We start from the raw sequence: 25,931 nt of genomic DNA, 5'->3' as shown, positions 1-25,931 counted from the left end.
CCTTCTTCAGGGCCGTCGGCTTTGACGATGAGCTGGGTTTCAGGAAGGGGAACGAGCATGGCGGCCATGAAGCCGCGAACGGGTGATGGCCCGCTCGAGGTGACCAAGGAGGGGCGGGGCATCGTCATGCGCGTTCCGCTCGAAGGCGGCGGTCGGCTCGTCGTCGAGCTGACCCCTGACGAGGCCGACGCGCTGGGCGACGCCCTCAAGAAGGTCGTCGGCTGACGCGCAAGCGACCATACCCCTTCAGTTGCCCCGGCATCACCTGTGGTGCCGGGGCGGCTGTTTTCTCACCGATGACACTCGCCTGCCCCGGCTTCCGGCTCCGCTAACGTCCGGCCCGGCTAGCGTTTCACCGCGCACAGCAGCCCGTCGCCGACCGGCAGCAGGGACGGCACCAGCTCCTGGCTCTCGCGCACCGCGCGCAGCAGCTCGCGCAGCCGCAGCACCTCCGTGGGCTGCGGACCGGAATCCACCGTCCGGCCGTTCGCGAAGGCGCCCTCGAAGACGACCAGCCCGCCGGTGCGCAGCAGACGCAACGATTCAGCGAGGTAGTCCATGACCTCGAGGCGGTCACCGTCGCAGAAGACCAGGTCGTAACCGGCGTCCGCGAGGCGGGGCAGCACGTCCAGGGCGCGGCCCGGGATGAAGCGGGCCCGGTTGCTGGCGAAGCCGCAGGCGCGGAAGGCCTGGCGGGCGAACTGCTGGTGCTCCGGCTCGGGGTCCACGGTCGTCAGAACACCGTCGGGCCGCATACCGTGCAGGAGGTGGATCCCGGAGACACCGCAGCCGGTCCCGATCTCCGCCACGGCCTTGGCGTCGACGGACGCGGCCAGCAACCGCAGCGCGGCGCCCGTGCCGGGCGTCACCGAGCGCAGCCCTGCCTCACGGGCGCGGTCCCGGGCCCAGTGCAGCGCTTCGTCCTCGGCGACATAGGCGTCGGCGAACGCCCAGCTCGTCTGCCGGTTGCCGGTAATGACCCTCTCCTGTCCCCGTGAATGCCTGGGCGTGACTGTATCCGTTGGGCACGGGAACCCGCAGATGGGACCGGTCGTTTAAAGGGATGAGCAAGTGGCGCGGGCCAGGACGGGGGGCGGGCGGTGAAACAGGACGTCGAGCAAGTGCCGACGCAGCAGTACGAGGCGTATCAGCCCAGATCAAATTCTCGTAAAACCGCTTATCCGGTCCTAACGGGCGAGGTGGCTATGGTAGGGGCTCCACTGGACACCACCAGAGCTGACAGGGGAGGTGCGGCTGCGCCTGTTGATCGCGCAGGAGTGCTGCGGCGCTTCCTCGGATCCGCGGGCAGGCCGACATCCGTGAACGACACCGCTGCTGACCACAGTCACGCCGCTGACTTCGCCCAGACCGCGACCTTCACCACCGACGCGGACGGGCAGGCGTGGACTCCGCCCACGTGGGAGGAGATCGTCAGCACGCACAGCGGCCGCGTCTACCGGCTCGCCTACCGTCTGACCGGCAACCAGCACGACGCGGAGGACCTCACGCAGGAGGTCTTCGTCCGCGTCTTCCGCTCCCTGTCGACCTACACGCCGGGCACCTTCGAGGGCTGGCTGCACCGCATCACCACGAACCTGTTCCTGGACATGGTCCGCCGCAAGCAGCGCATCCGCTTCGACGCGCTCGGCGAGGACGCGGCCGAGCGGCTGCCCAGCAAGGAGCCCTCGCCGCAGCAGGTCTTCAACGACGCGCACTTCGACGCGGACGTCCAGCAGGCCCTCGACACCCTCGCCCCGGAGTTCCGCGCCGCGGTCGTCCTGTGCGACATCGAAGGACTGTCGTACGAGGAGATCGCCGCGACCCTCGGGGTCAAGCTGGGCACGGTCCGTTCGCGGATCCACCGCGGCCGCTCCCAGCTGCGCAAGGCTCTCGCGCACCGTTCTCCGGAGGCGCGTGCCGAGCGCCGCTCCTTCGTGCCCCGTGTTCCCGCCCTGGGAGGAGGGGGCGCGAGCGCGTGAGCGGATCTCGTCCGAAAGCTTCCGAGGGTCACCTCGCAGAGCAGCATCTGGGAGACCGACTCTCCGCCCTGGTGGACGGAGAGCTCGGTCATGACGCGCGTGAGCGCGTACTGGCGCATGTGGCCACCTGCCCGAAGTGCAAGGCGGAGGTGGACGCCCAGCGCCGGCTGAAGAACGTCTTCGCGGAGGCGGCCCCGCCGCCCCCTTCCGAGAGCTTCCTGGCCCGCCTGCAGGGACTACCCGCGGGCGGCGGCCCGGACGGTGATGTCACACCGCCGGGCGGGGGAGGGCTGCCCGGAGGCCTCTCCGGACGGTTCGGATCCTCCGGGGCCTTCGGAGTGAAGCGCGGCGAGCGGTTCGAGTTCGGGTACGCCCCGGCCCGGCCGCACCTGCCGGTGCTGCCCGCCTCCCCGGGAAGCCCGAGCCTCCCCTCCGGCCACCGGGGCGTGCCCCCGGGGAGGGGCTTCCGCATCCACGACGTCGGCCGGCCCGACACCGACCGGTCCTCCTCGCGGCTGCGGTTCGCGTTCGTCGCCGCCGGTGCCGTGTCGCTGGCCGCGATCGCGCTGGGCGGCGTCACCACCGTCACCCCGACCGACACGGAGGCCCGCGGCGGCCAGGGCACGGGCAGCAACGTGACACCGATGCGCACCCAGGGCACCGGCGCCGCGGCACCGCCGGAATCCCAGCGCCGCCGGACGGCGCCGCTGCTCGGGCAGGTGCACGGCCAGAACATGCTCGGCCACGCCCCGGTCGCCCCGACCGAGGTGTCGGCGCCGCTGCTGCCCGGGATGCCGTCCGCCGCCCGGCACCACGCGCTGCACGCACTGACCGCCCCGGTCGTGGCCGGTGCCGCCGCCATGTCCCCGCTGATACGCCCGCTCGAGGCGGCCACGCCGGCCGCCCTGACCTCGTGGTCCTCGGTCCCCGAGATCACTGCTCCCCTGTTCGCCGTGCCCCTCCAGGGCCCGACCTCGTCCCCCTCTTCCCCTGCCTCCTCGCGTACGGCTCACTGACCGGCCTCTGCGCACCGGCCCGCGAACCTGATTGAATCCGGGGGTTGTCGCCCGCGGCCGAGGTGTGGCCGGGCGCCGATTCGACGAACTGCGGCCACCGCGACGAGCCGTGCCGCGGCTGTGGGGAGAGCATGAACGAGGGGAAGCCCACGAAGGCGAAGTGGTGGAGCCGTCCACGGCCGCAGGACCTTCCGGGGGGCCCGGAGGGTACGGACGGAGCCGCGGCGGAGAACCAGGGCGCGCACGGGCCGGTGACGGCCCCGGCGGACCCGGCCGGCACCGACGGGGACTTCGAGCTGGCCCGTCCTGCGGCTCGGCACGACGGAGACGGTGACTACGAGTTGAGGCGTCCCGAAGCGGTTCCGGCCGGGGGCGCGGGGGATTCCGCCGCATCGCCACCCGGGTCGGCGGAGACCGGCGACGGCGTCGCCGACGGCGCCCCGGAGGCCCCTGCCGCGGTCCCCGCTGCCCGGGAGGCCGGCCAGGACGTCCCCGTCGCCTCCGGCGCACCCGCCGTGCCCGCCGAAGGCGCTCGCAGGCCGCTGCACGACCCCGACCCCTACAGCACCCCGCCCTACGGCGAACCCGGCCCCTGGGCGCCCGCGCCGCCCGTGCAGCACCCTGCGACGCCCCCCGCGCCGGGCGGGGCGATACCGGGGCAGCCGACCCTGCCGGGCACCCCCGCCGTGCCGTCGGCGCACGGCGTACCGCCCGCTCCGGCTCCTGGCGTTCCCGCGCCTGCCGTTCCCGGGTCGCCCGAGATGCCGCCGCCTGGCGTTCCCGCGCCCGGCATCCCTGCGCCTGCCGCTCACGCGCCTGCCGCTCACGCGCCTGCCGCTCACGCGCCTGCCGCTCACGCGCCCGTCGAGGTGCCGCCCCCCGGCACCCCCGTGCCCGTGCCGGCCCTGCCGGTCCACGTCGACGCGCCGGCTTCCGCCTCCGACCCGTGGCAGCGCTACGACCCCTGGGCGGCTCCCGCTACCGCCGGGGGGCACGGGCCTCTCCAGCAGAATGGCGCCGCCGTGCTCAGCACGGAACAGCGGCGCAAGCGGGGCAAGAAGTCCCTGGTACTCGGTGCCGTGCTGCTCGCGCTCGTGTCCGGCGGCATCGGTGGCGCCGTGGGGACGTATCTGGAGCGGAACGGGGGCGTCGGGACCGTCGAGCTGCCGCAGGCCGGGAAGGAGGCCGCCGCGCGGGACGCGGACAGTGTGGCCGGGATCGCCGGGCGGGCCCTGCCCAGCGTGGTCACCCTGCATGTCAGCGGCGCGGGCGAGCAGGGCACGGGCACCGGCTTCGTGCTCGACACCCGCGGGCACATCCTCACCAACAACCACGTCGTGCAGCCCGCCGGATCGGGCGGCGAGATCACCGTGGCCTTCAACGGCGGCCAGTCCGCCCAGGCCGAGGTCGTCGGCCGGGACAGCGGCTACGACCTCGCCGTCGTGAAGGTGAAGGGTGTCAGCGGACTCACCCCACTGCCTCTCGGCAACTCGGACAACGTGCAGGTCGGCGACCCGGTCGTGGCCATCGGCGCCCCCTTCGACCTGGCCGGCACGGTCACCTCCGGCATCATCAGCGCCAAGCAGCGGCCCATCACGGCCGGCGGTGAGAAGGGCGACGGCAGCGACGTGTCGTACGTCGACGCGCTGCAGACCGACGCGCCCATCAACCCCGGCAACTCCGGAGGGCCCCTGCTCGACGCCCGGGCCCGGGTCATCGGCATCAACTCGGCCATCCGCTCGGCGGACAGCGGCTCCACGCAGGACAGCAGCCGGTCCGGATCGATCGGCCTCGGCTTCGCCATACCCATCAACCAGGGCAAACGCGTCGCCGAAGAGCTGATCAACACGGGGAAGGCGACCCACCCGGTCATCGGCATCACCCTGGACATGGACTACACGGGTGACGGCGCCCGCGTCGCCACCGAGGGCAGCGAGGGCGGGGCGCCGGTCACCGCGGGCGGCCCGGGCGCCAAGGCCGGGATCAAGGCGGGCGACGTCATCACGGAGGTCGACGGACAGCGTGTGCACTCCGGCGAGGAACTGATCGTCAAGACCCGGGCGCACCGGCCGGGCGACCGGCTGGAGCTGACCGTCGAGCGCGGCGGCAAGGAGCGGAGGGTCTCACTCGTCCTCGGATCGTCCGGTGGCTGAGACATGAGGTCCGGGGCCCGCGAAGACGTCTCATCAGGCCCCACAAGGGACCGACAGGGCAAACAATCGGGAAAGCGCTCCCACCTCCCGCACTCGGAGGTCCCGGGACAGTACCGGTCGGACAGGATCGCCGGGTACCGTGGATCCGGCCCGGACCACGGCAAGACCCGCACCGACCACGAGGGCCGAGGACCGAGGACATCGCTAGGAGCTTCAGGTGTTCAATGACGTAGGACCACTCGAGCTGGTGACGCTCATCGTCCTTGCCGTGCTCGTCTTCGGTCCGGACAAGCTCCCCAAGGTCATCCAGGACGTGACGCGCACGATCCGGAAGATCCGTGAGTTCTCGGAGAGCGCCAAGAACGACATCCGGGAGGAACTCGGCCCGGAGTTCAAGGACTTCGAGTTCGAGGACCTCAACCCCAAGACGTTCATCCGCAAGCAGCTGGACAACGAGGACCTGGGGCTCAAGGAGATCCGCAACGGCTTCGACCTGAAGAAGGAGATGGCCGAGGTCACCGACGCCGTCCACAGCCGTGACTCCGACGCCTCCTCCGCGTCGTCCGCGGGCGCCGCCGGTTCGTCCGGTGGCCGCATCGACATGACGAAGAAGCCGGAAACGCCCGACCCGGACGACCGGCCGCCTTTCGACGCGGACGCCACCTGAGCGACACGCCCGGGGGCGTACGCCCCCGGGCGCGTGACGCGTTTCATACTCCGGTCGGGCTGTCTACGGCCTGAACCGGGCGCCCGTGCGGCCCACGCGCCGGGCGGTTTCCCTGCTGCTCGCAGCGGTGTGGCTATGCTGCCGAGTTGTTGTGCGGACCGTGACGAGTACGCCCGAAGGGGGGCGGGCCGTTCCGGTCCGACTAGAGCGAGGAGGCGTCCGGGCACATGGAGACGACGAGTCGGGCAGTCGCGCAGACGCCGGCCGCGGAGGGTGGCCAACAGGCCCCCTCCGCCCGGCGTACGGTCGACGGCTACCTGCGTGCGCCCTTCCCGTGGTACGGCCTCGACGAGGCCTTCACGGGACCGCGCTGGCTGATGCAGGTCGGTATGACGGCCGACGGGGCCGTGGAACACGGGTCGATCGGGCACGGGGACGCGCCCACGGTGCGCAACGAGCATGCCGCCGGGGGTGACCAGGAGGCCAAGGAGAAGTTCGCGGTCGTCGTGACCGTGGCGGCCAATCCCTCACGGCGCACGGCGGACGGAACGGGGCTGCTGGAGGCCACGTCGGTGTCGTCCGCGGCCTGGCTCGCGGGGGTGGGGCTGCTGTCCTTCACCTGGCCCGGGTCGATGGACCACGCGCTGCGGGACGACTGGCTGGAGCAGCAGACCGAGACGGCGTGGGTGCTGGCGGACGACCTGGACGGGGACGACTGGTCGACGCTGTCGCTTCCCGTGGACGGGGTGCCGACGGCGTTCCACTACCGGGAGTCGGAGTTCGGCTGGGTGCTCGCCGGGTCCACCTCGGCCGGGGTGCATGTCGGGGCGTACGGCAGGGGCATGAGTGCGTACGGGCTCGGCTTCGCCGTGGTGAAGGACATCGCCGCTTACGCGTGAGTTCCGGGGCGCCGGTCGGTTCGGCGCCCCTTCGCCACAGGGCCTCGGCTGTGTGGGCGGCTGCGGGTGCGACGTGGTTGCTCGCGCAGTTCCCCGCGCCCCTGGGGGGCGCCGCCCCCCAGGGCTTCTTGATCTAGAACTTGTTCCTCGGAGTGATCCCCAGCGACAGGCCCGACAGGCCCCGCTGCCGCCCTCCGAGCTTTCCGGCGATCGCTCGCAGCGCCGAGCCCGCCGGGGAGTCCGGGTCCGTCAGGACGACCGGCCTGCCGTCGTCGCCGCCCTCGCGGAGGCGCACGTCGATGGGGATGCTGCCGAGGACCGGGACGTTCGTGCCGGTCGTGCGGGTCAGGCCGTCGGCGACCGTCTGGCCGCCGCCCGTGCCGAAGACGTCGACCATCTCGTCGCAGTGCGGGCAGGGCAGGCCCGACATGTTCTCGACCACGCCGACGATCTTCTGGTGGGTCTGGACGGCGATGGAGCCCGCGCGTTCGGCGACCTCGGCCGCCGCCTGCTGAGGGGTCGTGACGACGAGGATCTCGGCGTTCGGGACCAGCTGGGCGACGGAGATCGCGATGTCGCCGGTGCCGGGCGGCAGGTCCAGGAGCAGCACGTCCAGGTCGCCCCAGTACACGTCCGCCAGGAACTGCTGGAGGGCGCGGTGGAGCATCGGGCCGCGCCAGACGACCGGGGCGTTGCCCGGGGTGAACATGCCGATGGAGATGACCTTCACGCCGTTCGCCGACGGCGGCATGATCATGTTCTCGACCTGGGTGGGACGGCCGTCGGCGCCCAGCATGCGCGGCACGGAGTGGCCGTAGATGTCGGCGTCGACGACACCGACCTTGAGGCCGTCGGCCGCCATCGCCGCGGCCAGGTTGACCGTCACCGAGGACTTGCCGACGCCGCCCTTGCCGGAGGCGACCGCGTAGACGCGGGTGAGGCTGCCGGGCTTGGCGAAGGGCACCTCGCGCTCGGTCTGGCCGCCGCGCAGGGCGGACGCCAGTTCCTTGCGCTGCTCGTCGCTCATCACGTCGAGCGTGACGTCGACGCGGGTGACGCCCTCGACCGCGGAGACCGCGTCGGTCACGCGTTGCGTGATCGTCTCCCGCATCGGGCAGCCCGAGACCGTGAGGTACACGGTGACCGCGACCGCCCCGTCCGCGCCGATCTCAACGGACTTGACCATCCCGAGGTCGGTGATGGGCTTGTGGATCTCGGGGTCGTTCACCGTCGCCAGTGCCTCGCGCACCGCGTCTTCCGTAGCCATAGGACGATGGTACGGCGCTGTACCGGTGCGTAGGAAAGCGTCTCACCGGTCGTCTGCGTCACGTCCCCGTGACCGTTCCGCCGGGAATACGACGGGGTCGTGACGGTGGCCGTTCTGCCGTTCCTCCATCTCCTTGATCGTGTCCTGCAGCTCCGAGCGGATCCAGTCGCGGGTGGCGACCTCGCCCAGACCGATGCGCAGGGCGGCGATCTCGCGCGTCAGGTACTCGGTGTCCGCGATCGACCGCTCGTTCTGCTTGCGGTCCTGCTCCAGGTTGACCCGGTCCCGGTCGTCCTGCCGGTTCTGCGCGAGGAGGATCAGCGGGGCGGCGTAGGAGGCCTGGAGGGACAGCATCAGGGTCAGGAAGATGAACGGGTACTCGTCGAAGCGCAGGCCGCGCGGCGCGAAGATGTTCCACACCACCCACAGGATGATGGCGACCGTCATCCAGACGATGAACCGCCCGGTGCCCAGGAAGCGCGCGATGCGTTCCGACAGCCGCCCGAAGGCCTCCGGGTCGTACTCGGGCAGGATCCGGCGCCGGCGCGGCAGCGGCTGGTCGAGGCGGGTGGTGCGCGGCCGGGAGGCGGCCGTGGCGCCCGCCGGGGTGCGTTCGCGCATGCTCTCGCGCTCAGGAACCATCGGTCGCCACCTCCTCGTCCAGGTGGAACTCCGTCTCCCGCCAGTCCTCCGGGAGCATGTGGTCGAGTACGTCGTCCACGGTCACCGCGCCCAGCAAGGAGCCGGCCTCGTCGACGACGGGCGCCGCGACCATGTCGTACGTGGCGAAGAAGCCCGCGATGGCGGGCAGCTCCGCCTCGGGGTCGAGCGGCTGCAGGTCGTTGTCCAGGATGGAGCTGACCAGGGAGGGCGGTGGTTCGCGCAGCAGGCGCTGGAAGTGGACCGTGCCCAGGTACTTGCCGGTCGGCGTCTCGTCCGGGGGCCGGCACACGTACACCTGGGCGGCGAGAGCGGGGGAGAGGTCGCGGTTGCGGACCCGGGCCAGGGCGTCGGCGACGCTGGCATCCGGGCGCAGCACGATCGGCTCGGTGGTCATCAGACCGCCCGCCGTGCGGTCCTCGTACGACATGAGGCGGCGCATGTCGGCCGCGTCGCCGGGCTGCATCAGGCTCAGCAGCCGCTCCTGCTCGTCCGTCGGCAGCTCGCCCAGCAGGTCGGCCGCGTCGTCGGGGTCCATGGCCTCCAGGACGTCCGCTGCGCGCTCCTCCTTCAGCTTGCCGAGGATCTCGATCTGGTCGTCCTCCGGCAGCTCCTCCAGCACATCGGCCAGCCGGTCGTCGTCGAGGGCGGCGGCGACCTCGGCCCGGCGCTTGGGGGAGAGGTGGTGCAGGACGTTGGCCAGGTCGGCGGGGCGCAGCTGCTCGAAGGTGGCCAGCAGGTTCTCGGCGCCCTGCCCCTGCTCCTCCAGGGTGAAGCCGGTGACGGCCGTCCACTCGACGGTCAGCGCCTCGCCCTTGGCACGCCGGAACGCGCTGCCCTTCCTGCCCTTGCGGACGAAGACCCGGTCGATCTCCCACTCCCGGCGGGCCGGCAGCTGATGCACCGACAGGTCGAGAACGGTGACCTCCTCACCGGCCTCGGTGAGCGTCACCCGCCGGTCCAGCAGCTCCCCGAAGACCAGCCGCTCGGTGGGCCGCTGCTCGAAGCGCCGGACGTTGAGCACGCCGGTGGTGATGATCTGGCCGGACTGGATCGCGGTGACCCGGGTCATCGGCAGGAAGATACGGCGGCGGGTGGCGAGTTCGACGACGAGGCCGAGCAGCCTCGGCGGTCGCTGACCCATCCGCAGCATGACGACCAGATCGCGCACCCGCCCCACCTGGTCGCCGGCTGGGTCGAAGACGGCGACACCTTGGAGGTGCGATACGAAGATCCGGGGGACGCCCGCTGCCATGGCCGCGGCTCCTTTTCGTGCGGGGTGGTTCGTGGTGGCTGTCTGTGCGGCTGTCTTTGTGCCTGTGTCTTCCGAATTGCCCGCTCGGGTGGGCTTCAGGCTAGCCCGTCCCGATCGGGGCCGCGTCGGCGGGCGGTCCGGACGGACTGGCTCCGATCTGCCCGCACGACCCCGGTACCCTGCGGTACGCCGTTCAGGTCTCCCGTCAGAGAGGCAGCCCCACCTGTGACTCCGATTCGCCAGAGCCGCAGCCGCAGCCGCAGTGCCGCACTCGCCAGCGCGACGTGCGCGTTGCTCGCGACGGGAACGGTGATCACCGGCTGCGCGGAGGATCCGAACGAGGGCACCAACGGGGTCGGCAGACTCCCCGCCGCCAAGATCCAGGGGCAGACCCGGTCGGCCGCCGAGTCCGCCGGGGCGGTCCGGGTGCACGGCAACGTCGTCAGCGGCGGGCGGACCTACGCGCTCGACATGCGACTGAAGGACGACGGCGGCGACGGTTCCGTCACCTCGAAGGGCGCGACCTTCAAGCTGCTGCGCATCGGCGAGCAGCTCTACGTCATGGCGGGCGCCGAGTTCTGGAGTCACGGCAGCGGCCAGGGCGGGGACGGCAAGGGGGACGCGGCGGCGGCCTCCAAGCTCGGCGGCAAGTTCGTGAAGGTGCCGCAGGGCGACCCCTCGTACAAGAAGTTCAGCGGTTTCACGGACAAAGCTCTCCTCCTCGACGGTCTGCTGACCCTGCACGGGACGCTCGCCACGGACGGCCACGACGAGGAGGCCGGCGTCCGCACCATCCGCGTCACCGGCGACAAGGGCTCCGGCGGCACGCTGGAGGTGTCCCTCGAGGGCAAGCCGTATCCGCTGCGCCTGGAGCGGGCCGGTGGCGCGGGCACCCTCACGTTCTCCGGCTGGGGTGAGGACTTCTCCCTCAGGGAGCCGGAGAAGAACGAGACGGTGGACTACGGCCGGCAGCTGCCGGCGTCCTAGGCCGTCACGTCTTGCGCTTCTTCAGCAGCAGGCGCGGCAGGCCGGCCGGGACGGGCCGGCGGGTGAGCGCCGGGGACGGCAGGGGCGGCTCGGACAGGGAGCCGTCGGGCAGGGGCGCCGTCGCCCCCGTCGGTTCCAGGCGCAGCACCCGGCACTCGCGGGCCCAGCGCTCGGGCACGGCCTCGCCGTCGGGCGCGTTCAGCCGTTTGCCCTTCAGCTCGGCGACCGCCGCGTCCCACGCCTCGGAGCCCGGTTCGAGCTGGGTGACCCGCGCCGTCCAGGTGACCAGTCGGCCGCCCTTGTCCTTGCTGCGGACCGTCACCTTCGCCTCGGTGCCGTCGGCCAGCCCCGGCAGCGGCTGCTCGCCCGGCCCGTCGCCGACCAGGCACGCGGCACCCTCGTGCCACACGTGCCACAGCGCGCGCGCCGGGCCGTCGGGGCCCTGGACCCAGACGAGGCCGGACTTCTTCGTGGCCTCCTCGACGAGGGCCTGGTCGAGCAGCTCGCTTGTCATGGGACCCAGCCTAACCAGGCTGCTCACAGCCATCCGTTCCGCTTCAGCGTGCGGTGGATGCCGAGGCAGACGACCACGGTGAAGCCCAGGATCACCGGATAGCCGTAGCGCCAGTGCAGCTCCGGCATGTGGTCGAAGTTCATGCCGTACACGCCGCACACCATCGTCGGCACGGCGATGATCGCGGCCCATGAGGTGATCTTCCGCATGTCCTCGTTCTGGGCGACGGACGCCTGCGCGAGGTTGGCCTGGAGGATGGAGTTGAGCAGCTCGTCGAACCCGAGGACCTGCTCCTGGACGCGGGCCAGGTGGTCGGCGACGTCCCGGAAGTACTTCTGGATGTCCGGGTCGATCAGCCGCATCGGCCGCTCGCTCAGCAGCTGCATGGGCCGCAGCAGCGGCGACACGGCCCGCTTGAACTCCAGCACCTCGCGCTTGAGTTGGTAGATCCGCCCGGCGTCCGAACCGCGCGGAGCGCCCTTGCGCCCCGGGGAGAACACCTCGGTCTCGACCTCGTCGATGTCGTCCTGCACCGCGTCGGCGACGGCGATGTACCCGTCGACGACGTGGTCGGCGATGGCGTGCAGCACGGCCGAGGGGCCCTTGGCGAGCAGCTCGGGGTCGTCCTGGAGGCGGTGCCTGAGGGCCCGCAGGGAGCCCTGTCCGCCGTGCCGGACGGTGATGAAGAAGTCCCGTCCGGTGAAGCACATGACCTCGCCGGACTCGACGACCTCGCTGTTGGCGTCGAGCTGGTCGTGCTCGACGTAGTGGATGGTCTTGAAGACCGTGAACAGGGAGTCGTCGTAGCGCTCCAGCTTGGGTCGCTGGTGGGCCTGGACGGCGTCCTCCACGGCCAGCGGGTGCAGCCCGAACTCGCCCGCGATGCCGGAGAATTCGGCCTCCGTCGGCTCGTGCAGGCCGATCCACACGAAACCCCCGTCGCGGCGCACCAGGCGCACCGCCTCGTGCGGGGTCAGGGCGGTCTCGGTCTCGACGCGGCGGCCGTCCCGGTAGACGGCGCAGTCGACGACGGCCGTGGCCGCCCCGGGGCTGCGGGTGGCGTCGTACGTCCCGCCGTCCTTGCGCAGTGACACACGGGACGGACGGACGACAGCGCGCAGGTCGCGGATCATCGACATGGCGGGCTCCTTCGCGGGCAGGCAACGAACGGCGCCGGCGACGGGTGGAACCACCCGGAATGAGGACGTAGTGACTACTGATGTTTGGCACGTCCACAAAGCGGGGAGCACCGCACCGTCGCGGTGGCCGGTTTCGTTACTGATTCAGCTACTGAGGCAGATCAGGCAAAGCGAAACGAAGCGCTCTTCCGCGGTGAAGCGAGTGCGAGAGGTGGCAGCCAGAGACAGAAGCAGCTACATCGGCGGCGCGAAGAGCGTGGTGCTACTGCACGGTCGACTTCGATCCATTGCAGCCCCACCTCCTCCGGCCGGTCCCTCGTAAGGGAGTTCCTTCGGCGTCGGGGCTTGATCGCGACGCTTCTGCGTGCTACCCCGAACCACCGGGCAAGAGTAGCAGCCGGCACAACTGTCAAGGTGCTGCTTTGCCCGCTACTGACGAGTTCTATGCTCGCCGCATGGCAGATGTTCTTCCTCTGGTCGAAGCCCGGTTGCGCACGGCGCTGGGCGAACCGGACGCGCGCGCGGCCGTCACCTTCCTGGGCACGGACCGTATCGAGGTGCTCCGCTTCCAGGAGGGCGACATCGTCCGCTACGCCACGCTCGGCATGTCCGCGCATCCCATGACGGACCCCACGGCGGTGGTCGCCGACCCGGTCAAGGGCCCGCGCGCCGAGCTGGTCCTCTCGGTCCGTACCGGGCGCGCCGACACCGGCAAGGTGCTCCGGCCGCTCGCCGTGCTGGCGGCGTCTCCGCAGGTGGAGGGTCTGGTCGTGGCTCCCGGGGCGTCCCTCGACGTCGGTGAGCCGCTGTGGCCGGGCGCCCCGTTCACCTCGGTCCTGGTCGCCGAGCCGGGCGGTCTGGTCGAGGACCTGGAGCTCGACGAGCCCCTCGACCCGGTGCGGTTCCTGCCGCTGCTGCCGATGACCCCGAACGAGGCGGCCTGGAAGCGGGTGCACGGCGCCCAGGCGCTCCAGGAGAGGTGGCTGAACCAGGGGACGGACCTCCGGGATCCGTCCCGGAAGTCCGTCCCGCTGGAGTGAGCAAGCTCACCAACCCTCGTTCGCGAGGCGTCAGTTGGCGAACACGGTGACGCCGTCCTCGGTCGCGTGCTTCGGCTCCAGCTCCTCGGCTTCGTATGTGAGGGCCTTCCGCCGCACGACCACCACGACCGCGCCCGCGACCGCGGTGAGTGCCGCCACCACGAACGGGATGTGGATGTCGGTCCACTCCTCGATCTTCGGCGCGAAGTACGGAGCGGCCGCCGCCGCGAACCAGCGCACGAAGTTGTAGCCCGCGCTCGCCACCGGCCGGGGGGCGTCCGAGACGCCGAGGGCCAGCTCGGTGTAGACGGTGTTGTTCACGCCGATGAAGGCGCCGGACAGGATCGTGCAGACGACGGCCGTGGTGTGGGAGCCGTAGCCGAGCACCAGCACGTCGGCCGCGAGCAGCACCAGCGAACCGCCGAGCACCTTCAGCGAACCGAACCGCTTCTGGAGCCGGGGCGCCACGATCACCGAGAAGACGGCGAGCAGCAGACCCCAGGCGAAGAACACCGCTCCCGACCGGTACGGGCTCATGTTCAGCACGAACGGCGTGAAGGCCAGCACGGTGAAGAACGTGTAGTTGTAGAAGAACGCCGAGACCGCCGCGGAGGCGAGGCCGCCGTGGCCGAGGGCCTTGATCGGGTCCAGGAGCGAGGTCTTGCGGGCCGGCGTCGGCTGCTCCTTCAGGAACACCGTGATGCACAGGAATCCGATGGCCATCAGGAACGCCGTGCCGAAGAACGGGTAGCGCCAGCTGGCGTCGCCGAGCAGGGCGCCCAGCAGCGGACCGCAGGCCATGCCGAGGCCGAGAGCCGACTCGTACAGCAGGATCGCCGCGGCGCTGCCGCCGGCCGCCGCGCCGACGATGACCGCGAGGGCCGTGGAGACGAACAGAGCGTTGCCGAGGCCCCATCCGGCCCGGAATCCGACCAGTTCGCCGACGGAGCCGGAGGTGCCCGCGAGTCCGGCGAACACCACGACGAACGCGAGGCCGAGCAGCAGGGTCTTGCGGCCGCCGATCCGGCTGGAGACGAAGCCCGTCACCAGCATCGCGACGGCGGTGATGAGGAAGTACGAGGTGAAGAGCAGGGAGACCTGGCTCGCCGTGGCGTCGAGGCCCTGGGCGATGGACGGCAGGATCGGGTCGACGAGCCCGATGCCCATGAAGGCGACGACCGACGCCCCGGCGGTCGCCCATACGGACTTGGGCTGCTTCAGGAGGCCGCCCGCTCCGGCGTCGAAGGGGTCCATTGCTTGCTCCCTTTCTCAAGCGCGGATAGTTGGTATATACACATACTAAGTTAGCGAGGCTAATTAATGCAAGCTACATCTAGTGCGGGTGGTGACGGGTTCCGTCCGGATGGGTGATCGTCCTTGACGCGGCGGGGCGGGGGTAGGACCGTGGGGCCCTATGAGGGGCGAACCCAGTTGCCCGAAGTGCGGTGGCCGGGTCAGGGCTCCCGGCCTCTTCTCCGACTCGTGGCAGTGCGATGCGCACGGCACCGTCCATCCGGTGCAGCCCGTGATACCGCCGAGCGTCGACGCCCTCGACGTCGTGGTGCACCGCACCCGGGTGCCGCTGTGGATGCCGTGGCCGCTGCCGGTCGGGTGGCTGTTCACCGGGGTGGCCTGCGCGGGGGACGACCGCACGGGCGGCCGCGCGACGGCCGTCGCCTGCACGGGACCCGGGCCGCTCGGCGGGATGGGCGAGCTGATCCTGGTGGCCGAGGAGCTCGGGGTCGGACTCGGGGCGCGGTACGCGGGCATGGACGGTCCCGACCCGGGGCCGCACATGAACGTCGAGAAACCGCCTCAGGCGAAGGTGCTCGCCGCCGGGCGCCCCACGCCGCTGTGGCACGTGGCCGGGGCGCCGGACGACCGGGCCGTCTTCGCCGGTGAGGCGCTGGGGATGTGGCTCTGGGCCGTGGTGTGGCCCGAGCAGTCCGGGCTGCTGATGTACGACGAGCTCGTGCTGACGGATCTGCGGGACGCCGGCGCCGAGGTCGAGCTGGTGCCGTGCGGCGCCTTGTCGCCGCGCCTGCTGGGAGCCTGAGGGGTGCAGGGGACGTCTGCAAGGGGTGTGTAGGGGGCGCCTGCCTGGTTCGGGTGTGACAGGGGGGCGTCGAAAAGCTGGTTATCCTTGAGCAGTCCCGTCGTCCCGCCCGTGTCTGGAGTCCGTGTCGTGCGTATCGATCTGCACACCCACTCCACCGCTTCCGACGGGACGGACTCGCCCGCCGAGCTCGTGCGCAAGGCCGCTGTGGCCGGGCTGGACGTCGTCGCGCTCACCGATCACGACACCACCCGCGGGCATGCCGAGGCGATCGCCGCGCTGCCCGAGGGAGTCACTCTGGTCACCGGGGCCGAGCTCTCCTGCCGGATCGACGGGATCAGCATGCACATGCTGGCCTACCTCTTCGACGCCGAGGAGCCGGCGCTGCTCGCCGAGCGGGAGCTGGTCCGGGACGACCGGGTGCCGCGCGCCCAGGGCATGATCGCCAAGCTTCAGGAGCTGGGCGTTCCCGTGACGTGGGAGCAGGTGGCACGGATCGCCGGTGACGGGTCGGTCGGGCGCCCGCACGTGGCGAGCGCGCTCGTCGAGCTGGGTGTCGTGCCGACCGTGAACGACGCCTTCACGCAGGACTGGCTGGCCGACGGCGGCCGGGTCTTCGTGGAGAAGCACGAGACCGACCCCTTCGAGGCGATCCGGCTGATCAAGGGTGCGGGCGGGGTCGCGGTGTTCGCTCATCCCGGGGCCAGCAAGCGGGGGCTCACGGTGCCGGAGGCCGCCATCGCCGAGATGGCCGCGGCCGGGCTGGACGGCATCGAGGTCGACCACATGGACCACGACGCCGAGACGCGTGCGCGGCTGCGGGGGCTGGCGAAGGAGCTCGGTCTTCTCGTGACCGGGTCGTCGGACTACCACGGCAGCCGGAAGACGTGCGTGCTCGGGGAGTACACGACGGATCCCGAGGTGTACGGGGAGATCACGCGGCGGGCCTTCGGGGCGTTTCCCGTGCCGGGGGCCGGCGGGGTCGCCTGAGGTTTCCCTGTAGGTCCGTTTCTCTCCCACCCGGCACCGCGCGCTGTGCCCACCCGTTCCCGCGAACGGCCCGGCCACAGCGGCAGCCCCCTGCGCAAGGCTCACTCATGTTCGACCTCGCCGTCTTCGGCTCCCTGTTCCTGACCCTCTTCGTCATCATGGATCCCCCCGGGATCACACCGATCTTCCTCGCGCTCACCGCCGGCCGGCCCGGCAAGGTGCAGAAGCGGATGGCCTTCCAGGCCGTGTGTGTCGCCGGTGGTGTGATCACCGTGTTCGGGCTCCTCGGGCACCAGATCCTGAACTACCTGCACGTGTCCGTGCCCGCGCTGATGATCGCGGGCGGTCTGCTGCTTCTGCTGATCGCGCTGGACCTGCTCACCGGCAAGACCGACGAGCCGAAGCAGACCAAGGACGTCAACGTCGCCCTCGTACCGCTGGGCATGCCCCTGCTGGCCGGGCCCGGGGCGATCGTGTCGGTCATCCTCGCCGTGCAGAAGGCCCACAGCGCCGCCACGCAGGTGTCCGTGTGGGCGGCGATCCTGGCCATCCACGTCGTGCTGTGGCTGGTGATGCGGTACTCGCTGGTGATCATCCGGATCATCAAGGACGGCGGTGTCGTCCTCGTGACCCGGCTCGCGGGCATGATGCTCTCCGCGATCGCCGTGCAGCAGATCATCAACGGCGTCACGCAGGTGATCCAGGGGAGCTGACGGTCCGCGTCAGGCCTGGCGGGTCAGGACGCCGCGGATCTCCCGGGCCGGGCCCGGGTGGCCGAGGTACTCGTCCATCCTGTGCGCGCGCTCGCGGGCGTTGGGGACGGCCAGCTGGGTGAGCTTCCCCCACCGTTCGTCCTCCAGGGGGCAGCCGATGGCCACCGCGTCGGTGGGGCACCAGACGTTGACCCAGTCACGCACCCCGGGCGGCCGGTGCGGGCCGCGGGCGAGGAGCCGCTCGTTGACGCCGTCCAGGCCGAGCGGGCTGCCCGCGGTGACGAGCAGGACCGGGTCGAGGCCGTCGGGCAGCCGGGCCAGGAGGTCCATGCCCACGACCGTGCCCAGGCTGTGCGTGACGAGCACCAGCTCGCCGCTGGTGGGCATCGTCTCCATGACGCTGTCCAGCACCGCCTGGCGCACGGCGCTGTCGCCGAGGTACAGGTCGACATCCCGCAGGAACGTGGCGATGGTCCACTCGTCCAGGTCCGACTTGGCCGCGAGCCAGCTCAGCGGCCGGTGCAGCGCCCCGACCAGGCCCGCGCCGAAGCCCTCCGTGGTCGCCGGACCGTTCTGGGGCATGCCGGCCCGGGCGGCCGCCTCGTAGAGCAGCCGCTCGTAGGAGCCCGCGGGCGACTGCGAAGCGAACACCTCGGCGGCAGCGGCGGCGCTCACCCGGTCGAGGCCGATGGACTCGGCGGCGCTCTCCCCGCCGCTCACGAGGTCGTGCAGTCTCGTGCCGTAGAACGGGAACCACACGTCCTCCGGGTCGAGCGGGTGCAGGCCCGCGAGGGTGAGGCCGCGGTTCAGGCCGGCCGTCCAGGTGCGGCGGAGATCGTCGGGGTGGTTGTCCTGCTGGTCCCGGCCGTGCAGGAAGACCACGTGCTGACGGCCGCCGAAGGCGGTACCGCGGGCCCGGAGCCCGACCTGGGGTCTGCGGGCCGCGGTCTCGCTCCCGGTCGTGGGGACGGACACCGGGGCCGCTGGGGCCGCTGGGGTCGCTGGGGCCGACGGGGCGGTGCGGCCTCCTGCGGGCGCCGGCCTGTCGGGCCGGGGCGCGGCGACGGGCGACCCGAGGGCCGGCGCGGTGGCCATGGCCCGGTCCAGTCCGGTGTCCGGGCCCATCTCGGTCAGCAGGGCACGCCGTCCCGCGTCGAGGTCCAGCCCGGCCAGGTGCTTGAGGATCGAGCTGATCCGGACGCCCTCGTTGGCGACCCACTCGATGGCGTCGTCGCCGTCGCCCTGCTGCCAGGGCCGGCCGTCCTTGCGCAGGACACGGCCCTGGCCGTCCTTCTTCGGCACGCCGCTGTGGTGCAGCGCCACGACCTCCCACTGGTCGTTGAAGACGGGGGAGCCGGAGTTCCCCGGCTCGGTGTCGGTCTTGTAGTGGACGAAGTCGTCGAGGCGGACCAGCACCGCGTTGTCGCGCAGCGCGATCTCCTTCAGCCGCCCCTGCGGATGGCCGATGATGTTCACCTTCTCGCCGAGCACCAGTTTGCCGATCTGCACGCTCAGCCGGTTCCACCCGAAGATCTCGCCCGGGGCCGGGCCGTCCGGGGCGGGCGCCACCGCCACCAGGGCGAAGTCGAGCCGCCGGTCCGCCGCGAAGAAGGCCCCTGGGTCGAGCTCCATCCGGACGACGGTGTCGGGCAGGTTGTCCGCCGTGACCTGGGCGTTGAACTCCACGAAGCAGCGGCGGGCGAAGGCCTCGTCGGGCAGGACGTGGTGGTTGGTCATCATCAGCCGCGGCGAGACCAGGAAGCCGGTGCCGTGCGGCAGCTCGCGGCCGTCGCGCCGCAGGGTGATCCGGGCGACCGTGGCCCCGGCCCTGACCCCGCGCGGCAGGAAGCTCCAGGCCTGGAGCTCGTTGGAGAGGTCGATGATCCGCTCGTAGGCGTCGGGCAGGTCCATGGCCTCGCGGTGGATGTCCGCCACCACCGACGAGGCCGACAGACCGCCCCGGTCGAGGATCCGGTCGGCGCGCACGGCGAGCGCGTCCGGGGAGTCCGGGAACCGCACACCGGCGGCCAGCCGGCCTTCCACCCGTTCGCGCTCCGCGGCGGAGTCCACGTAGCGCCGCGCGGCCTCGTCGGCGGCCTGCTCGTGCAGCTCCTTGTGCGACAGGTCCGTCACCGACATGGTCCACCGTCCTGTTCTGGTGTGTGCTGTGCCCCTCAGCCAGTACGCCCCCGGCCACGGAGGTCCGCAACAGCGGAGCCCCCGCTCGGCCGATGCCGGGCGGGGGCTGCGAAGTGTGGGAGAGCTGCGCGCGTTATGAGGCCGTGGTCTCGGCCGGGCGGATCCAGAGGCGCTGCCCTATGGCTGCCGCCTGCTGAACGATGCGGTTGACGGAGGCGGCGTCCACGACGGTCGTGTCCACAGGTGTGCCGTCGACGTCGTCGAGTCGCATGATTTCGAAGCGCAAGGGCTTCTCCCTTCGTCTGGTCATCCTCCTGAGGAGAACTACTCGGTGTGCGGTCCACCGGGCTCTCGTGCCCGGTGTTCCATATGGGTCAACAGGGATGCGGGGGTCAAACATTCCCTACGCTAAGGAAATTTTTCGAACGGCTAATTACCAAGCCGTAAGAGTGTGGTTACGGGACCGACCGGGACCGGTTGTGTTCGCAGCGTGACCGCCGGGACAATGGAGCTGATGAACGACGACCTCGCGCCCCTCAGCGCCCGCATCGACCGCACCAACGAGCTGCTCCAGCGCATGCTCGCCGAGGTGGCGAAGACGCCCTCCACCCACGCGATCTTCGTCGATGCCGGGTATCTGTACGCGGCTGCGGGACGCCTCGTCGCCGGTACCGAGGACCGCCGGGCGTTCGACCTGGACGCCGAGGGCCTGATCGACGCGCTCATCGACACGGCCCGCACGATCTTCGCGGACAGCCGGCTGCTGCGCGTCTACTGGTACGACGGCGCCCGCCGCCGCATCCACACGGCCGAGCAGCAGACCATCGCGGAACTGCCGGACGTCAAGGTGCGGCTCGGCAACCTCAACGCCAACAACCAGCAGAAGGGCGTCGACTCCCTCATCCGCTCCGACCTGGAGTCCCTCGCCCGGCACCGCGCCATCAGCGACGCGGCCCTGCTCGGCGGCGACGAGGACCTGGTGTCGGCGGTCGAGGCGGCCCAGGGGTACGGCGCCCGGGTCCACCTCTGGGGCATCGAGGCACCGGAGGGCCGCAACCAGGCGGAACCCCTCCTGTGGGAGGTCGACAGCCAGCGCACCTTCGACCTCGACTTCTTCAAGCCGTACGTCTCCCGCCGCACGGCCCCCGCCTACGAGACGGCCGCGGGCCGGCCCACCCGCGAGGACGTGCGGTTCGTGGGCGCGCAGATCGCCGCGAAGTGGCTGGCGGCACGCGGCCGGGACACGCTGGTGGAGCTGCTGCCCGGGCACCCGTACCTGCCCGGCTCGGTGGACCAGGACCTGCTCGTGGAGGCGGAGGGCCTCCTGCAGTACTCACTGCGCGGCCAGGCGGACCTGCGGCGGGCGCTGCGGGACGGCTTCTGGGATCACCTGCGGACGCAGTACTAGGCCGCCCCGGGAGTCGGCGGGGTTGCCAGGCCGGCCCTGCGCGGTCCCGGGAGTCGGCGAGCCGGTTGGGCGGGTCCGATGCTGTCCCGGGAGTCGGCGAGGTGGTCAGGCCGGTCCGATGCCGTCCCAGAAGTCGGCGAGGGCGAGGGCCGTCGGCAGGGGCCGGTCGGCGTTGGGGGAGTGCTCCGCGCCCGTGATGACCGTGCGGCGTGCGTTCAGCCGCAGGGCCATGTCGTCGAGGACCGCCACCGGCCAGGTGTCGTCGTGCGCGCCCGACAGGACGTGGAACGGCAGCGGAACCTCGGCGAGTTCGGCCACGCGGTCCGGCTCGGTGCACAACTGGCGCCCCGTCGCGAGCAGTTGGGCAGGACTGTGGCCCAGCCAGCGGCGGCGCAACTGGTCCTGGTCACCGAGGCCGCGGGCGGGCCCGCCTACGTCCTCCGGCGGCCCCATGGCCTGGATGGCCTCCCACACCTTCTCCATCGACAGCACGGCGAGCGCGTCCCGCAGCAGCTTCACGCGCTGCTGCTGGGAGACGGAGATCTCCGCCGGGCCGGACGAGACCAGGGTGAAGGAGACGAAGGGGGAGTGGTCGAGCAGCACGGCCGCACGGGCGATCTGCCCGCCGAGGGAGTGCCCGACGAGGTGCACGGGCCCGCCCAGCGCATCGGCCTGCGCGAGCACGTCCTGCGCCAGTTCCCGCTGGGAGTAGGCGGATTCGTCGTCCAGAGGGCCGTCCGACTCGTGCTGCCCCCGCCCGTCCACGGCGACGACCCGGTACCCCCGCTCTGCGAGCGGCTCGTGGACCAACCTGAAGTCCTCCTTGCTCCCGGTGAACCCGGGCAGCATCAAGGCGACTCCCCTGCCCTCCACACCGGCCTTCGGCGACGAGTCGACGACGGCGAACTCACCGCGCGAGGTGCGCAGGGGGTAGGCACGGGCGCCCGGGGGCGGAGGGAAGGCGGGGTGGCTGGTCACGGGGCGAGGGTAGCGGCTGGTGGGCGGGCCCGTGCCCCGGGTGAATGCCGACGGCCCGGCTCCCTGTGAGGGGAGCCGGGCCCGTCTGAGCCGGGATCTCGGCGGCGGCCGGGGCGGGCTCGGCGGCCTTGCGGGTGCGGCGGCGCGGCTTGGCCTCCGTGCCTTCGGCCGTGTCGACGGCGCCCTCGGCCGCTGCGGCGGCCCGTCTGAGCCGGGATCTCGGCGGCGGCCGGGGCGGGCTCGGCGGCCTTGCGGGTGCGGCGGCGCGGCTTGGCCTCCGTGCCTTCGGCCGTGTCGACGGCCTCCTCGGCCGCTGCGGCGGCCTTGCGCGTGCGACGCGGCTTGGCCTCCGCGGCATCCGTCGCCTCGGCCGTGGCCGCGGGCTCGGCCGCCTTGCGGGTGCGGCGGCGCGGCTTGGCCTCGGTGGCCTCCGCCGTGTCGACGGCCTCCTCGGCCGCCGTCGCCTTGCGCGTGCGCCCGGGCTTCGCCTCGGCCGTGTCCTCCGCCGCTGCGGCCGTCTTGCGGGTGCGGCGCGGTTTGGCCTCGGTCGCCTCGGCCGTGTCGACGCTCGCCTCGGCCTTCGCGGCCGTCTTGCGGGTACGACGCGGCTTCGTCTCCGTCGGCTCCGGCGCGGACTCGGTGGTCCCCTCGGCCGTGTCGACCGCCGACTCGGCCGCGGACGCCGCCGTGGCCTTGCGGGTGCGGCGGCGCGGCCTGGCGGCGGCAGCCTCGGGCAGCGCGGCATCGGCGGCGGCCGGGGTCTCGGCGACGAGCGCCGGCTCCGCGTCCGACGGCGTCACCGCGGCCTCGGTCTCCACCGCCGGCGTCTCCGACCGGCGCGTACGGCGCCGGCGCGGCTTCGCGGCCGTCTCAGGGGTCTCCGCAGCCGTGCCCTCCGCCGTCGCGACGGCGGACTCGGCCTGCTCGGACACGGGGGACTCGACCGGCGCGACCGGGGCCGCCTCGGACTGGGCCCCGCCGCGGGTGCGACGGCGGCGGCGCGGGGTGCGCGGAGCCGTCACGGCGTCTGCCTCGATGGAGCCATCGGTGACCGTAGCGGCCGGTGCGGGGGCGCCGACGGACTCGGGCGCCCCGTCCACCGTGGCACCGCCGCGCGTACGGCGGCGGCGACGCGGCGTACGCGACGACCGCTCGCGGTCGGCCGAGCGGGACTCGTCCCGGTCGCCGCGGCCACCTCGGCCGCCGCGACCGCGCGGCCCGCGGCCGCCCGGCTCGCCCAGGTCCTCCAGCTCCTCCGCGTCCAGCCCGGCGCGCGTACGCTCCGAGCGCGGCAGGACACCCTTCGTGCCCTCGGGAATGCCGAGGTCGGAGTAGAAGTGCGGAGAGGTGGAGTACGTCTCCGGCGGGTCGCTGAAGCCCAGGTCCAGCGCCTTGTTGATCAGCTGCCAGCGCGGGATGTCGTCCCAGTCGACCAGCGTGATCGCCGTACCCTTCGCGCCCGCGCGGCCGGTCCGGCCGATGCGGTGCAGGTACGTCTTCTCCTCTTCCGGCGACTGGTAGTTGATGACGTGTGTCACGCCCTCGACGTCGATGCCGCGGGCGGCGACATCGGTGCAGACGAGCACGTCCACCTTGCCGTTGCGGAAGGCGCGCAGGGCCTGCTCGCGGGCGCCCTGGCCGAGGTCGCCGTGGACCGCGCCGGAGGCGAAGCCGCGCTGCTTGAGCTGGTCGGCCAGGTCGGCCGCCGTGCGCTTGGTGCGGCAGAAGACCATGACCAGTCCCCGGCCGTCGGCCTGCAGTATGCGCGCCACCATCTCGGGCTTGTCCATGTTGTGCGCGCGGTAGATGAACTGCTTCGTGTTCGCGACCGTCGCGCCCGCGTCGTCCGGCGAGGTGGCGGAGATGTGCGTGGGCTGCGACATGTAACGGCGGGCCAGTCCGATGACCGCGCCCGGCATGGTGGCCGAGAACAGCATGGTCTGGCGCCGCACCGGCAGCATGTTGATGATCTTCTCGACGTCGGGCAGGAAGCCCAGGTCGAGCATCTCGTCGGCCTCGTCGAGGACCAGGCTCTTGACGTGCTTCAGGTTCAGCTTCTTCTGCCCGGCGAGGTCGAGGAGCCGGCCCGGGGTGCCGACGACCACGTCGACGCCCTTCTTCAGGGCCTCGACCTGGGGCTCGTAGGCCCGGCCGCCGTAGATGGCGAGGACGCGGACGTTGCGCACCTTGCCCGCGGTCAGCAGGTCGTTGGTGACCTGCGTGCACAGCTCGCGCGTGGGGACGACGACGAGCGCCTGCGGGGCCTCGGTGAGGTCTTCCGGCTCGGCGCGGCCGGCCTCGACGTCGGCGGGGACGGTGACGCGCTCGAGGAGCGGGAGGCCGAAGCCCAGCGTCTTGCCGGTGCCGGTCTTGGCCTGGCCGATGACGTCCTTGCCCGTCAGGGCGACGGGGAGCGTCATCTCCTGGATGGGGAAGGGAGTGATGATGCCGACGGCCTCCAGGGCCTCGGCGGTCTCGGGGAGGATTCCGAGCTCTCGGAACGTAGTCAGGGTGCTGCCTCTTCTGTGTGGGCGGCGCGAGGCGAGCGCGGGGTCGTGTCAGACCGTGCCGGGGACGTCGGCTGCCTACGGGCGGGCCGTAGAGCACGGGACCGCGCCGACGCTCTAGCGCTCGTGCCGCTGAGGGTGTCCCCCTCCGGGTCTCGTACGCACTGTGGCGGACGGCCGGGGAGGGCTGTCGGGTCGGAGCCGATCGGGCCACCGACCGGGCATCCTCATACGTGCGGCCTGTCGAGGTACGTCGACGTACCAGCAGGCGCATTACCACCATACCCCGGAATCCCGCACATGCGATGGCCGATTCGGTCACGTAGTCGTCGTCACAGTGATTGACCAGGGCCTTACGCCTCCCGGCGGGCGGGCTATGGTGCGCTTTATGACGAGCTCTGACAAGCCTGAGAACGCCTCGGACACCGCCGCCGCAGAACAGACCTCAGTCGCCGCCCGGGACTGGGCGACGGCCTCCGCCGACCCGCAGTACCGCGCCGCGGTCGTGGACCTGCTCGGTGCGCTCGCGTACGGCGAGCTGGCGGCGTTCGAGCGGCTCGCGGAGGACGCCAAACTGGCGCCGACGCTGGCGGACAAGGCGGAGCTGGCGAAGATGGCGTCCGCGGAGTTCCACCACTTCGAGAGGCTGCGCGACCGGCTCGCCGAGATCGGGGAGGAGCCGACGCGGGCGATGGAGCCGTTCGTCGCCGCGTACGACGGGTTCCACAAGCAGACGGCCCCTTCGGACTGGCTGGAGGGCCTCGTCAAGGCCTACGTGGGCGACTCCATCGCCAGCGACTTCTACCGGGAGGTCGCCGCCCGGCTGGACTCCGACTCCCGCAGCCTGGTGCTGGCCGTGCTCGACGACACGGGGCACGGCGGCTTCGCCGTGGAGAAGGTGCGGGCCGCGATCGACGCCGACCCGCGTGTGGGCGGGCGGCTCGCGCTGTGGGCGCGGCGGCTGATGGGCGAGGCCCTGTCGCAGTCCCAGCGGGTGGTCGCCGACCGGGACGCGCTGTCGACCATGCTGGTGGGCGGTGTCGCGGACGGCTTCGACCTCGCCGAGGTCGGCAAGATGTTCTCCCGGATCACCGAGGCCCACACCAAGCGGATGGCCGCACTGGGGCTGGCCGCCTAGGACCTGTCGCTCGGATCAGGTCGGCCGAGAGAGGCCGCGCCGTTCAGCCGACCCGAGCCCCGCGACGCCGGCAATGACGTAGACGACAGGCCGTGGCTGTCCCGGACGGTCCACTTCTTCATCGGAGCCGCCACCATCGGCGACCCCTCAGGCGGTCGCCGATCGGCGGCGCAGTCTTCCCGCGGGGCGCAGCAGCAGCGACAGCGACGCCACCGAGACGATCACCGCGCCGAGCAGGACGAGCAGCACGTGCCCGGCGTCCAGCGCGCTGTGCATGACGAAGGACCCGAACAGGGCACCGGCGACGCCGGTCGACAGCACCATGTGGCGGGCCGGGAGACGGTGCGGCAGGCGGTGTGTGGCCGCCCACGCCAGAGCCAGGCCGAGGATCGCGGAGCTCAGCGCTTCCAGGAGCATGTCGGGGTC

General features: G+C 71.9%; 24 protein-coding genes and 1 pseudogene. 13 read left to right on the top strand and 12 right to left on the bottom strand.

The features are described 5' to 3' along the window. Positions 1–57: 57 nt before the first annotated feature. Positions 58–225 carry a DUF3117 domain-containing protein gene (locus IO24_RS42680; RefSeq protein WP_003966491.1) on the top strand — a complete coding sequence of 56 codons (168 nt, stop codon included), beginning with the start codon at positions 58–60 and terminating at the stop codon, positions 223–225. Positions 226–344: 119 nt separating this feature from the next. On the opposite strand, the gene IO24_RS0105505 is transcribed toward IO24_RS42680, so the two are convergent. Continuing rightward, the gene (locus tag IO24_RS0105505; protein WP_269465895.1) at positions 345–1,043 is read right to left on the bottom strand and encodes an O-methyltransferase; all 699 of its coding nucleotides are present in this window, start codon (positions 1,041–1,043) and stop codon (positions 345–347) included. A gap of 234 nt (positions 1,044–1,277) precedes the next feature. Here IO24_RS0105505 and sigE point away from each other — a divergent pair, with 234 nt between their 5' ends. The 5 genes from sigE to IO24_RS0105480 all read left to right on the top strand — a co-directional run bounded on the left by sigE (position 1,278) and on the right by IO24_RS0105480 (position 6,714). After that, on the top strand, positions 1,278–1,979 hold the full coding sequence (sigE, locus tag IO24_RS0105500) for an RNA polymerase sigma factor SigE (protein WP_037667389.1): 702 nt from the start codon (positions 1,278–1,280) through the stop codon (positions 1,977–1,979). Further along, positions 1,976–2,995, top strand: a complete 1,020-nt coding sequence (locus IO24_RS0105495; protein ID WP_031132433.1) for an anti-sigma factor family protein — start codon at positions 1,976–1,978, stop codon at positions 2,993–2,995. The genes sigE and IO24_RS0105495 overlap by 4 nt, the downstream gene beginning before the upstream one ends. A gap of 131 nt (positions 2,996–3,126) precedes the next feature. Next, positions 3,127–5,148: a S1C family serine protease gene (locus tag IO24_RS0105490; RefSeq protein ID WP_031132431.1), complete on the top strand. Its 2,022-nt coding sequence runs from the start codon at positions 3,127–3,129 to the stop codon at positions 5,146–5,148. Positions 5,149–5,365: 217 nt separating this feature from the next. Next, positions 5,366–5,815 carry a sec-independent translocase gene (locus IO24_RS0105485; protein WP_031132429.1) on the top strand — a complete coding sequence of 150 codons (450 nt, stop codon included), beginning with the start codon at positions 5,366–5,368 and terminating at the stop codon, positions 5,813–5,815. A gap of 227 nt (positions 5,816–6,042) precedes the next feature. Continuing rightward, positions 6,043–6,714: a hypothetical protein gene (locus IO24_RS0105480; RefSeq protein ID WP_031132427.1), complete on the top strand. Its 672-nt coding sequence runs from the start codon at positions 6,043–6,045 to the stop codon at positions 6,712–6,714. A gap of 133 nt (positions 6,715–6,847) precedes the next feature. On the opposite strand, the gene IO24_RS0105470 is transcribed toward IO24_RS0105480, so the two are convergent. From IO24_RS0105470 to IO24_RS0105460, 3 genes are read right to left on the bottom strand one after another with little or no spacing between them, the layout of a single operon-like run. Further along, positions 6,848–7,981 (bottom strand): Mrp/NBP35 family ATP-binding protein, encoded by a 1,134-nt coding sequence (locus IO24_RS0105470; protein WP_031132425.1) that lies wholly within the window; start codon positions 7,979–7,981, stop codon positions 6,848–6,850. A gap of 42 nt (positions 7,982–8,023) precedes the next feature. Next, positions 8,024–8,623: a DUF1003 domain-containing protein gene (locus IO24_RS0105465; protein ID WP_031132422.1), complete on the bottom strand. Its 600-nt coding sequence runs from the start codon at positions 8,621–8,623 to the stop codon at positions 8,024–8,026. Then, entirely contained in the window at positions 8,613–9,896 is a 1,284-nt protein-coding gene (locus IO24_RS0105460; protein ID WP_031132420.1) for a magnesium transporter MgtE N-terminal domain-containing protein, read from the bottom strand. The genes IO24_RS0105465 and IO24_RS0105460 overlap by 11 nt, the downstream gene beginning before the upstream one ends. Before the next feature lie 225 nt (positions 9,897–10,121). Here IO24_RS0105460 and IO24_RS0105455 point away from each other — a divergent pair, with 225 nt between their 5' ends. Then, positions 10,122–10,883, top strand: a complete 762-nt coding sequence (locus IO24_RS0105455; protein WP_031132419.1) for a hypothetical protein — start codon at positions 10,122–10,124, stop codon at positions 10,881–10,883. A gap of 4 nt (positions 10,884–10,887) precedes the next feature. On the opposite strand, the gene IO24_RS0105450 is transcribed toward IO24_RS0105455, so the two are convergent. Then, positions 10,888–11,397, bottom strand: coding sequence for a hypothetical protein (locus IO24_RS0105450; protein WP_031132418.1), 510 nt, complete (start codon positions 11,395–11,397; stop codon positions 10,888–10,890). Between the two features lie 23 nt (positions 11,398–11,420). Continuing rightward, positions 11,421–12,536 (bottom strand): magnesium and cobalt transport protein CorA, encoded by a 1,116-nt coding sequence (locus tag IO24_RS0105445; protein WP_031132416.1) that lies wholly within the window; start codon positions 12,534–12,536, stop codon positions 11,421–11,423. Between the two features lie 455 nt (positions 12,537–12,991). Here IO24_RS0105445 and IO24_RS0105440 point away from each other — a divergent pair, with 455 nt between their 5' ends. Continuing rightward, the gene (locus IO24_RS0105440) at positions 12,992–13,576 is read left to right on the top strand and encodes a suppressor of fused domain protein (protein ID WP_031132414.1); all 585 of its coding nucleotides are present in this window, start codon (positions 12,992–12,994) and stop codon (positions 13,574–13,576) included. A 30-nt stretch (positions 13,577–13,606) separates the two neighbouring features. Here IO24_RS0105440 and IO24_RS0105435 read toward each other — a convergent pair whose 3' ends face one another. After that, positions 13,607–14,830, bottom strand: a complete 1,224-nt coding sequence (locus tag IO24_RS0105435) for an MFS transporter (protein WP_031132412.1) — start codon at positions 14,828–14,830, stop codon at positions 13,607–13,609. A gap of 160 nt (positions 14,831–14,990) precedes the next feature. On the opposite strand from IO24_RS0105435, the gene IO24_RS0105430 reads away from it, so the two are divergent. The 3 genes from IO24_RS0105430 to IO24_RS0105420 all read left to right on the top strand — a co-directional run bounded on the left by IO24_RS0105430 (position 14,991) and on the right by IO24_RS0105420 (position 17,335). After that, on the top strand, positions 14,991–15,632 hold the full coding sequence (locus IO24_RS0105430) for a DUF6758 family protein (protein WP_031132410.1): 642 nt from the start codon (positions 14,991–14,993) through the stop codon (positions 15,630–15,632). A gap of 129 nt (positions 15,633–15,761) precedes the next feature. Next, positions 15,762–16,622: a PHP domain-containing protein gene (locus tag IO24_RS0105425; protein WP_031132408.1), complete on the top strand. Its 861-nt coding sequence runs from the start codon at positions 15,762–15,764 to the stop codon at positions 16,620–16,622. A 107-nt stretch (positions 16,623–16,729) separates the two neighbouring features. Further along, the gene (locus IO24_RS0105420) at positions 16,730–17,335 is read left to right on the top strand and encodes a MarC family protein (RefSeq protein WP_031132406.1); all 606 of its coding nucleotides are present in this window, start codon (positions 16,730–16,732) and stop codon (positions 17,333–17,335) included. Positions 17,336–17,344: 9 nt separating this feature from the next. Here IO24_RS0105420 and IO24_RS0105415 read toward each other — a convergent pair whose 3' ends face one another. Both IO24_RS0105415 and IO24_RS44245 read right to left on the bottom strand, forming a co-directional pair. Further along, entirely contained in the window at positions 17,345–19,474 is a 2,130-nt protein-coding gene (locus tag IO24_RS0105415) for a trypsin-like serine peptidase (RefSeq protein WP_031132404.1), read from the bottom strand. Positions 19,475–19,607: 133 nt separating this feature from the next. Next, complete coding sequence (locus IO24_RS44245; protein ID WP_094057445.1) at positions 19,608–19,760, bottom strand: hypothetical protein; 153 nt, start codon at positions 19,758–19,760, stop codon at positions 19,608–19,610. Positions 19,761–19,988: 228 nt separating this feature from the next. On the opposite strand from IO24_RS44245, the gene IO24_RS0105405 reads away from it, so the two are divergent. Further along, positions 19,989–20,882 (top strand): NYN domain-containing protein, encoded by an 894-nt coding sequence (locus tag IO24_RS0105405; protein ID WP_037667473.1) that lies wholly within the window; start codon positions 19,989–19,991, stop codon positions 20,880–20,882. 105 nt (positions 20,883–20,987) lie between these two features. On the opposite strand, the gene IO24_RS0105400 is transcribed toward IO24_RS0105405, so the two are convergent. Both IO24_RS0105400 and IO24_RS40375 read right to left on the bottom strand, forming a co-directional pair. Then, a complete protein-coding gene (locus tag IO24_RS0105400; RefSeq protein WP_031132401.1) occupies positions 20,988–21,860 on the bottom strand; it encodes an alpha/beta fold hydrolase in 873 nt (290 codons plus the stop codon). After that, positions 21,790–24,280, bottom strand: a pseudogene (locus tag IO24_RS40375) (DEAD/DEAH box helicase). The gene IO24_RS0105400 and the pseudogene IO24_RS40375 overlap by 71 nt, the downstream one beginning before the upstream one ends. A 475-nt stretch (positions 24,281–24,755) precedes the next feature. Here IO24_RS40375 and IO24_RS0105390 point away from each other — a divergent pair. Beyond that, positions 24,756–25,505: a ferritin-like fold-containing protein gene (locus tag IO24_RS0105390; RefSeq protein ID WP_031132399.1), complete on the top strand. Its 750-nt coding sequence runs from the start codon at positions 24,756–24,758 to the stop codon at positions 25,503–25,505. A 147-nt stretch (positions 25,506–25,652) separates the two neighbouring features. Here the strand turns inward: IO24_RS0105390 and IO24_RS0105385 are convergent, their stop codons facing one another. Then, the gene (locus tag IO24_RS0105385) at positions 25,653–25,922 is read right to left on the bottom strand and encodes a hypothetical protein (protein WP_031132397.1); all 270 of its coding nucleotides are present in this window, start codon (positions 25,920–25,922) and stop codon (positions 25,653–25,655) included. Between the last annotated feature and the right edge of the window lie 9 nt (positions 25,923–25,931).

It is taken from the genome of Streptomyces flavovariabilis, assembly GCF_000725785.1.
In the GTDB taxonomy this organism is placed as follows: domain Bacteria; phylum Actinomycetota; class Actinomycetes; order Streptomycetales; family Streptomycetaceae; genus Streptomyces; species Streptomyces hawaiiensis.
Note: the sequence above shows the minus strand (reverse complement) of the source record. Positions and strands in the feature narration are given on the sequence as shown.

Coding starts and splice junctions, on each gene's coding strand:
- IO24_RS0105420 (WP_031132406.1), top strand. CDS start 16,730: ATGTTCGACCTCGCCGTCTTCGGCTCCCTGTTCCTGACCCTCTTCGTC.
- IO24_RS0105415 (WP_031132404.1), bottom strand. CDS start 19,474: ATGTCGGTGACGGACCTGTCGCACAAGGAGCTGCACGAGCAGGCCGCC.
- IO24_RS0105385 (WP_031132397.1), bottom strand. CDS start 25,922: ATGCTCCTGGAAGCGCTGAGCTCCGCGATCCTCGGCCTGGCTCTGGCG.
- IO24_RS0105470 (WP_031132425.1), bottom strand. CDS start 7,981: ATGGCTACGGAAGACGCGGTGCGCGAGGCACTGGCGACGGTGAACGAC.
- IO24_RS0105460 (WP_031132420.1), bottom strand. CDS start 9,896: ATGGCAGCGGGCGTCCCCCGGATCTTCGTATCGCACCTCCAAGGTGTC.
- IO24_RS0105465 (WP_031132422.1), bottom strand. CDS start 8,623: ATGGTTCCTGAGCGCGAGAGCATGCGCGAACGCACCCCGGCGGGCGCC.
- IO24_RS42680 (WP_003966491.1), top strand. CDS start 58: ATGGCGGCCATGAAGCCGCGAACGGGTGATGGCCCGCTCGAGGTGACC.
- IO24_RS0105405 (WP_037667473.1), top strand. CDS start 19,989: ATGAACGACGACCTCGCGCCCCTCAGCGCCCGCATCGACCGCACCAAC.
- IO24_RS0105445 (WP_031132416.1), bottom strand. CDS start 12,536: ATGTCGATGATCCGCGACCTGCGCGCTGTCGTCCGTCCGTCCCGTGTG.
- IO24_RS0105430 (WP_031132410.1), top strand. CDS start 14,991: ATGAGGGGCGAACCCAGTTGCCCGAAGTGCGGTGGCCGGGTCAGGGCT.
- IO24_RS0105450 (WP_031132418.1), bottom strand. CDS start 11,397: ATGACAAGCGAGCTGCTCGACCAGGCCCTCGTCGAGGAGGCCACGAAG.
- IO24_RS0105440 (WP_031132414.1), top strand. CDS start 12,992: ATGGCAGATGTTCTTCCTCTGGTCGAAGCCCGGTTGCGCACGGCGCTG.
- IO24_RS0105480 (WP_031132427.1), top strand. CDS start 6,043: ATGGAGACGACGAGTCGGGCAGTCGCGCAGACGCCGGCCGCGGAGGGT.
- IO24_RS0105390 (WP_031132399.1), top strand. CDS start 24,756: ATGACGAGCTCTGACAAGCCTGAGAACGCCTCGGACACCGCCGCCGCA.
- IO24_RS0105435 (WP_031132412.1), bottom strand. CDS start 14,830: ATGGACCCCTTCGACGCCGGAGCGGGCGGCCTCCTGAAGCAGCCCAAG.
- IO24_RS0105490 (WP_031132431.1), top strand. CDS start 3,127: ATGAACGAGGGGAAGCCCACGAAGGCGAAGTGGTGGAGCCGTCCACGG.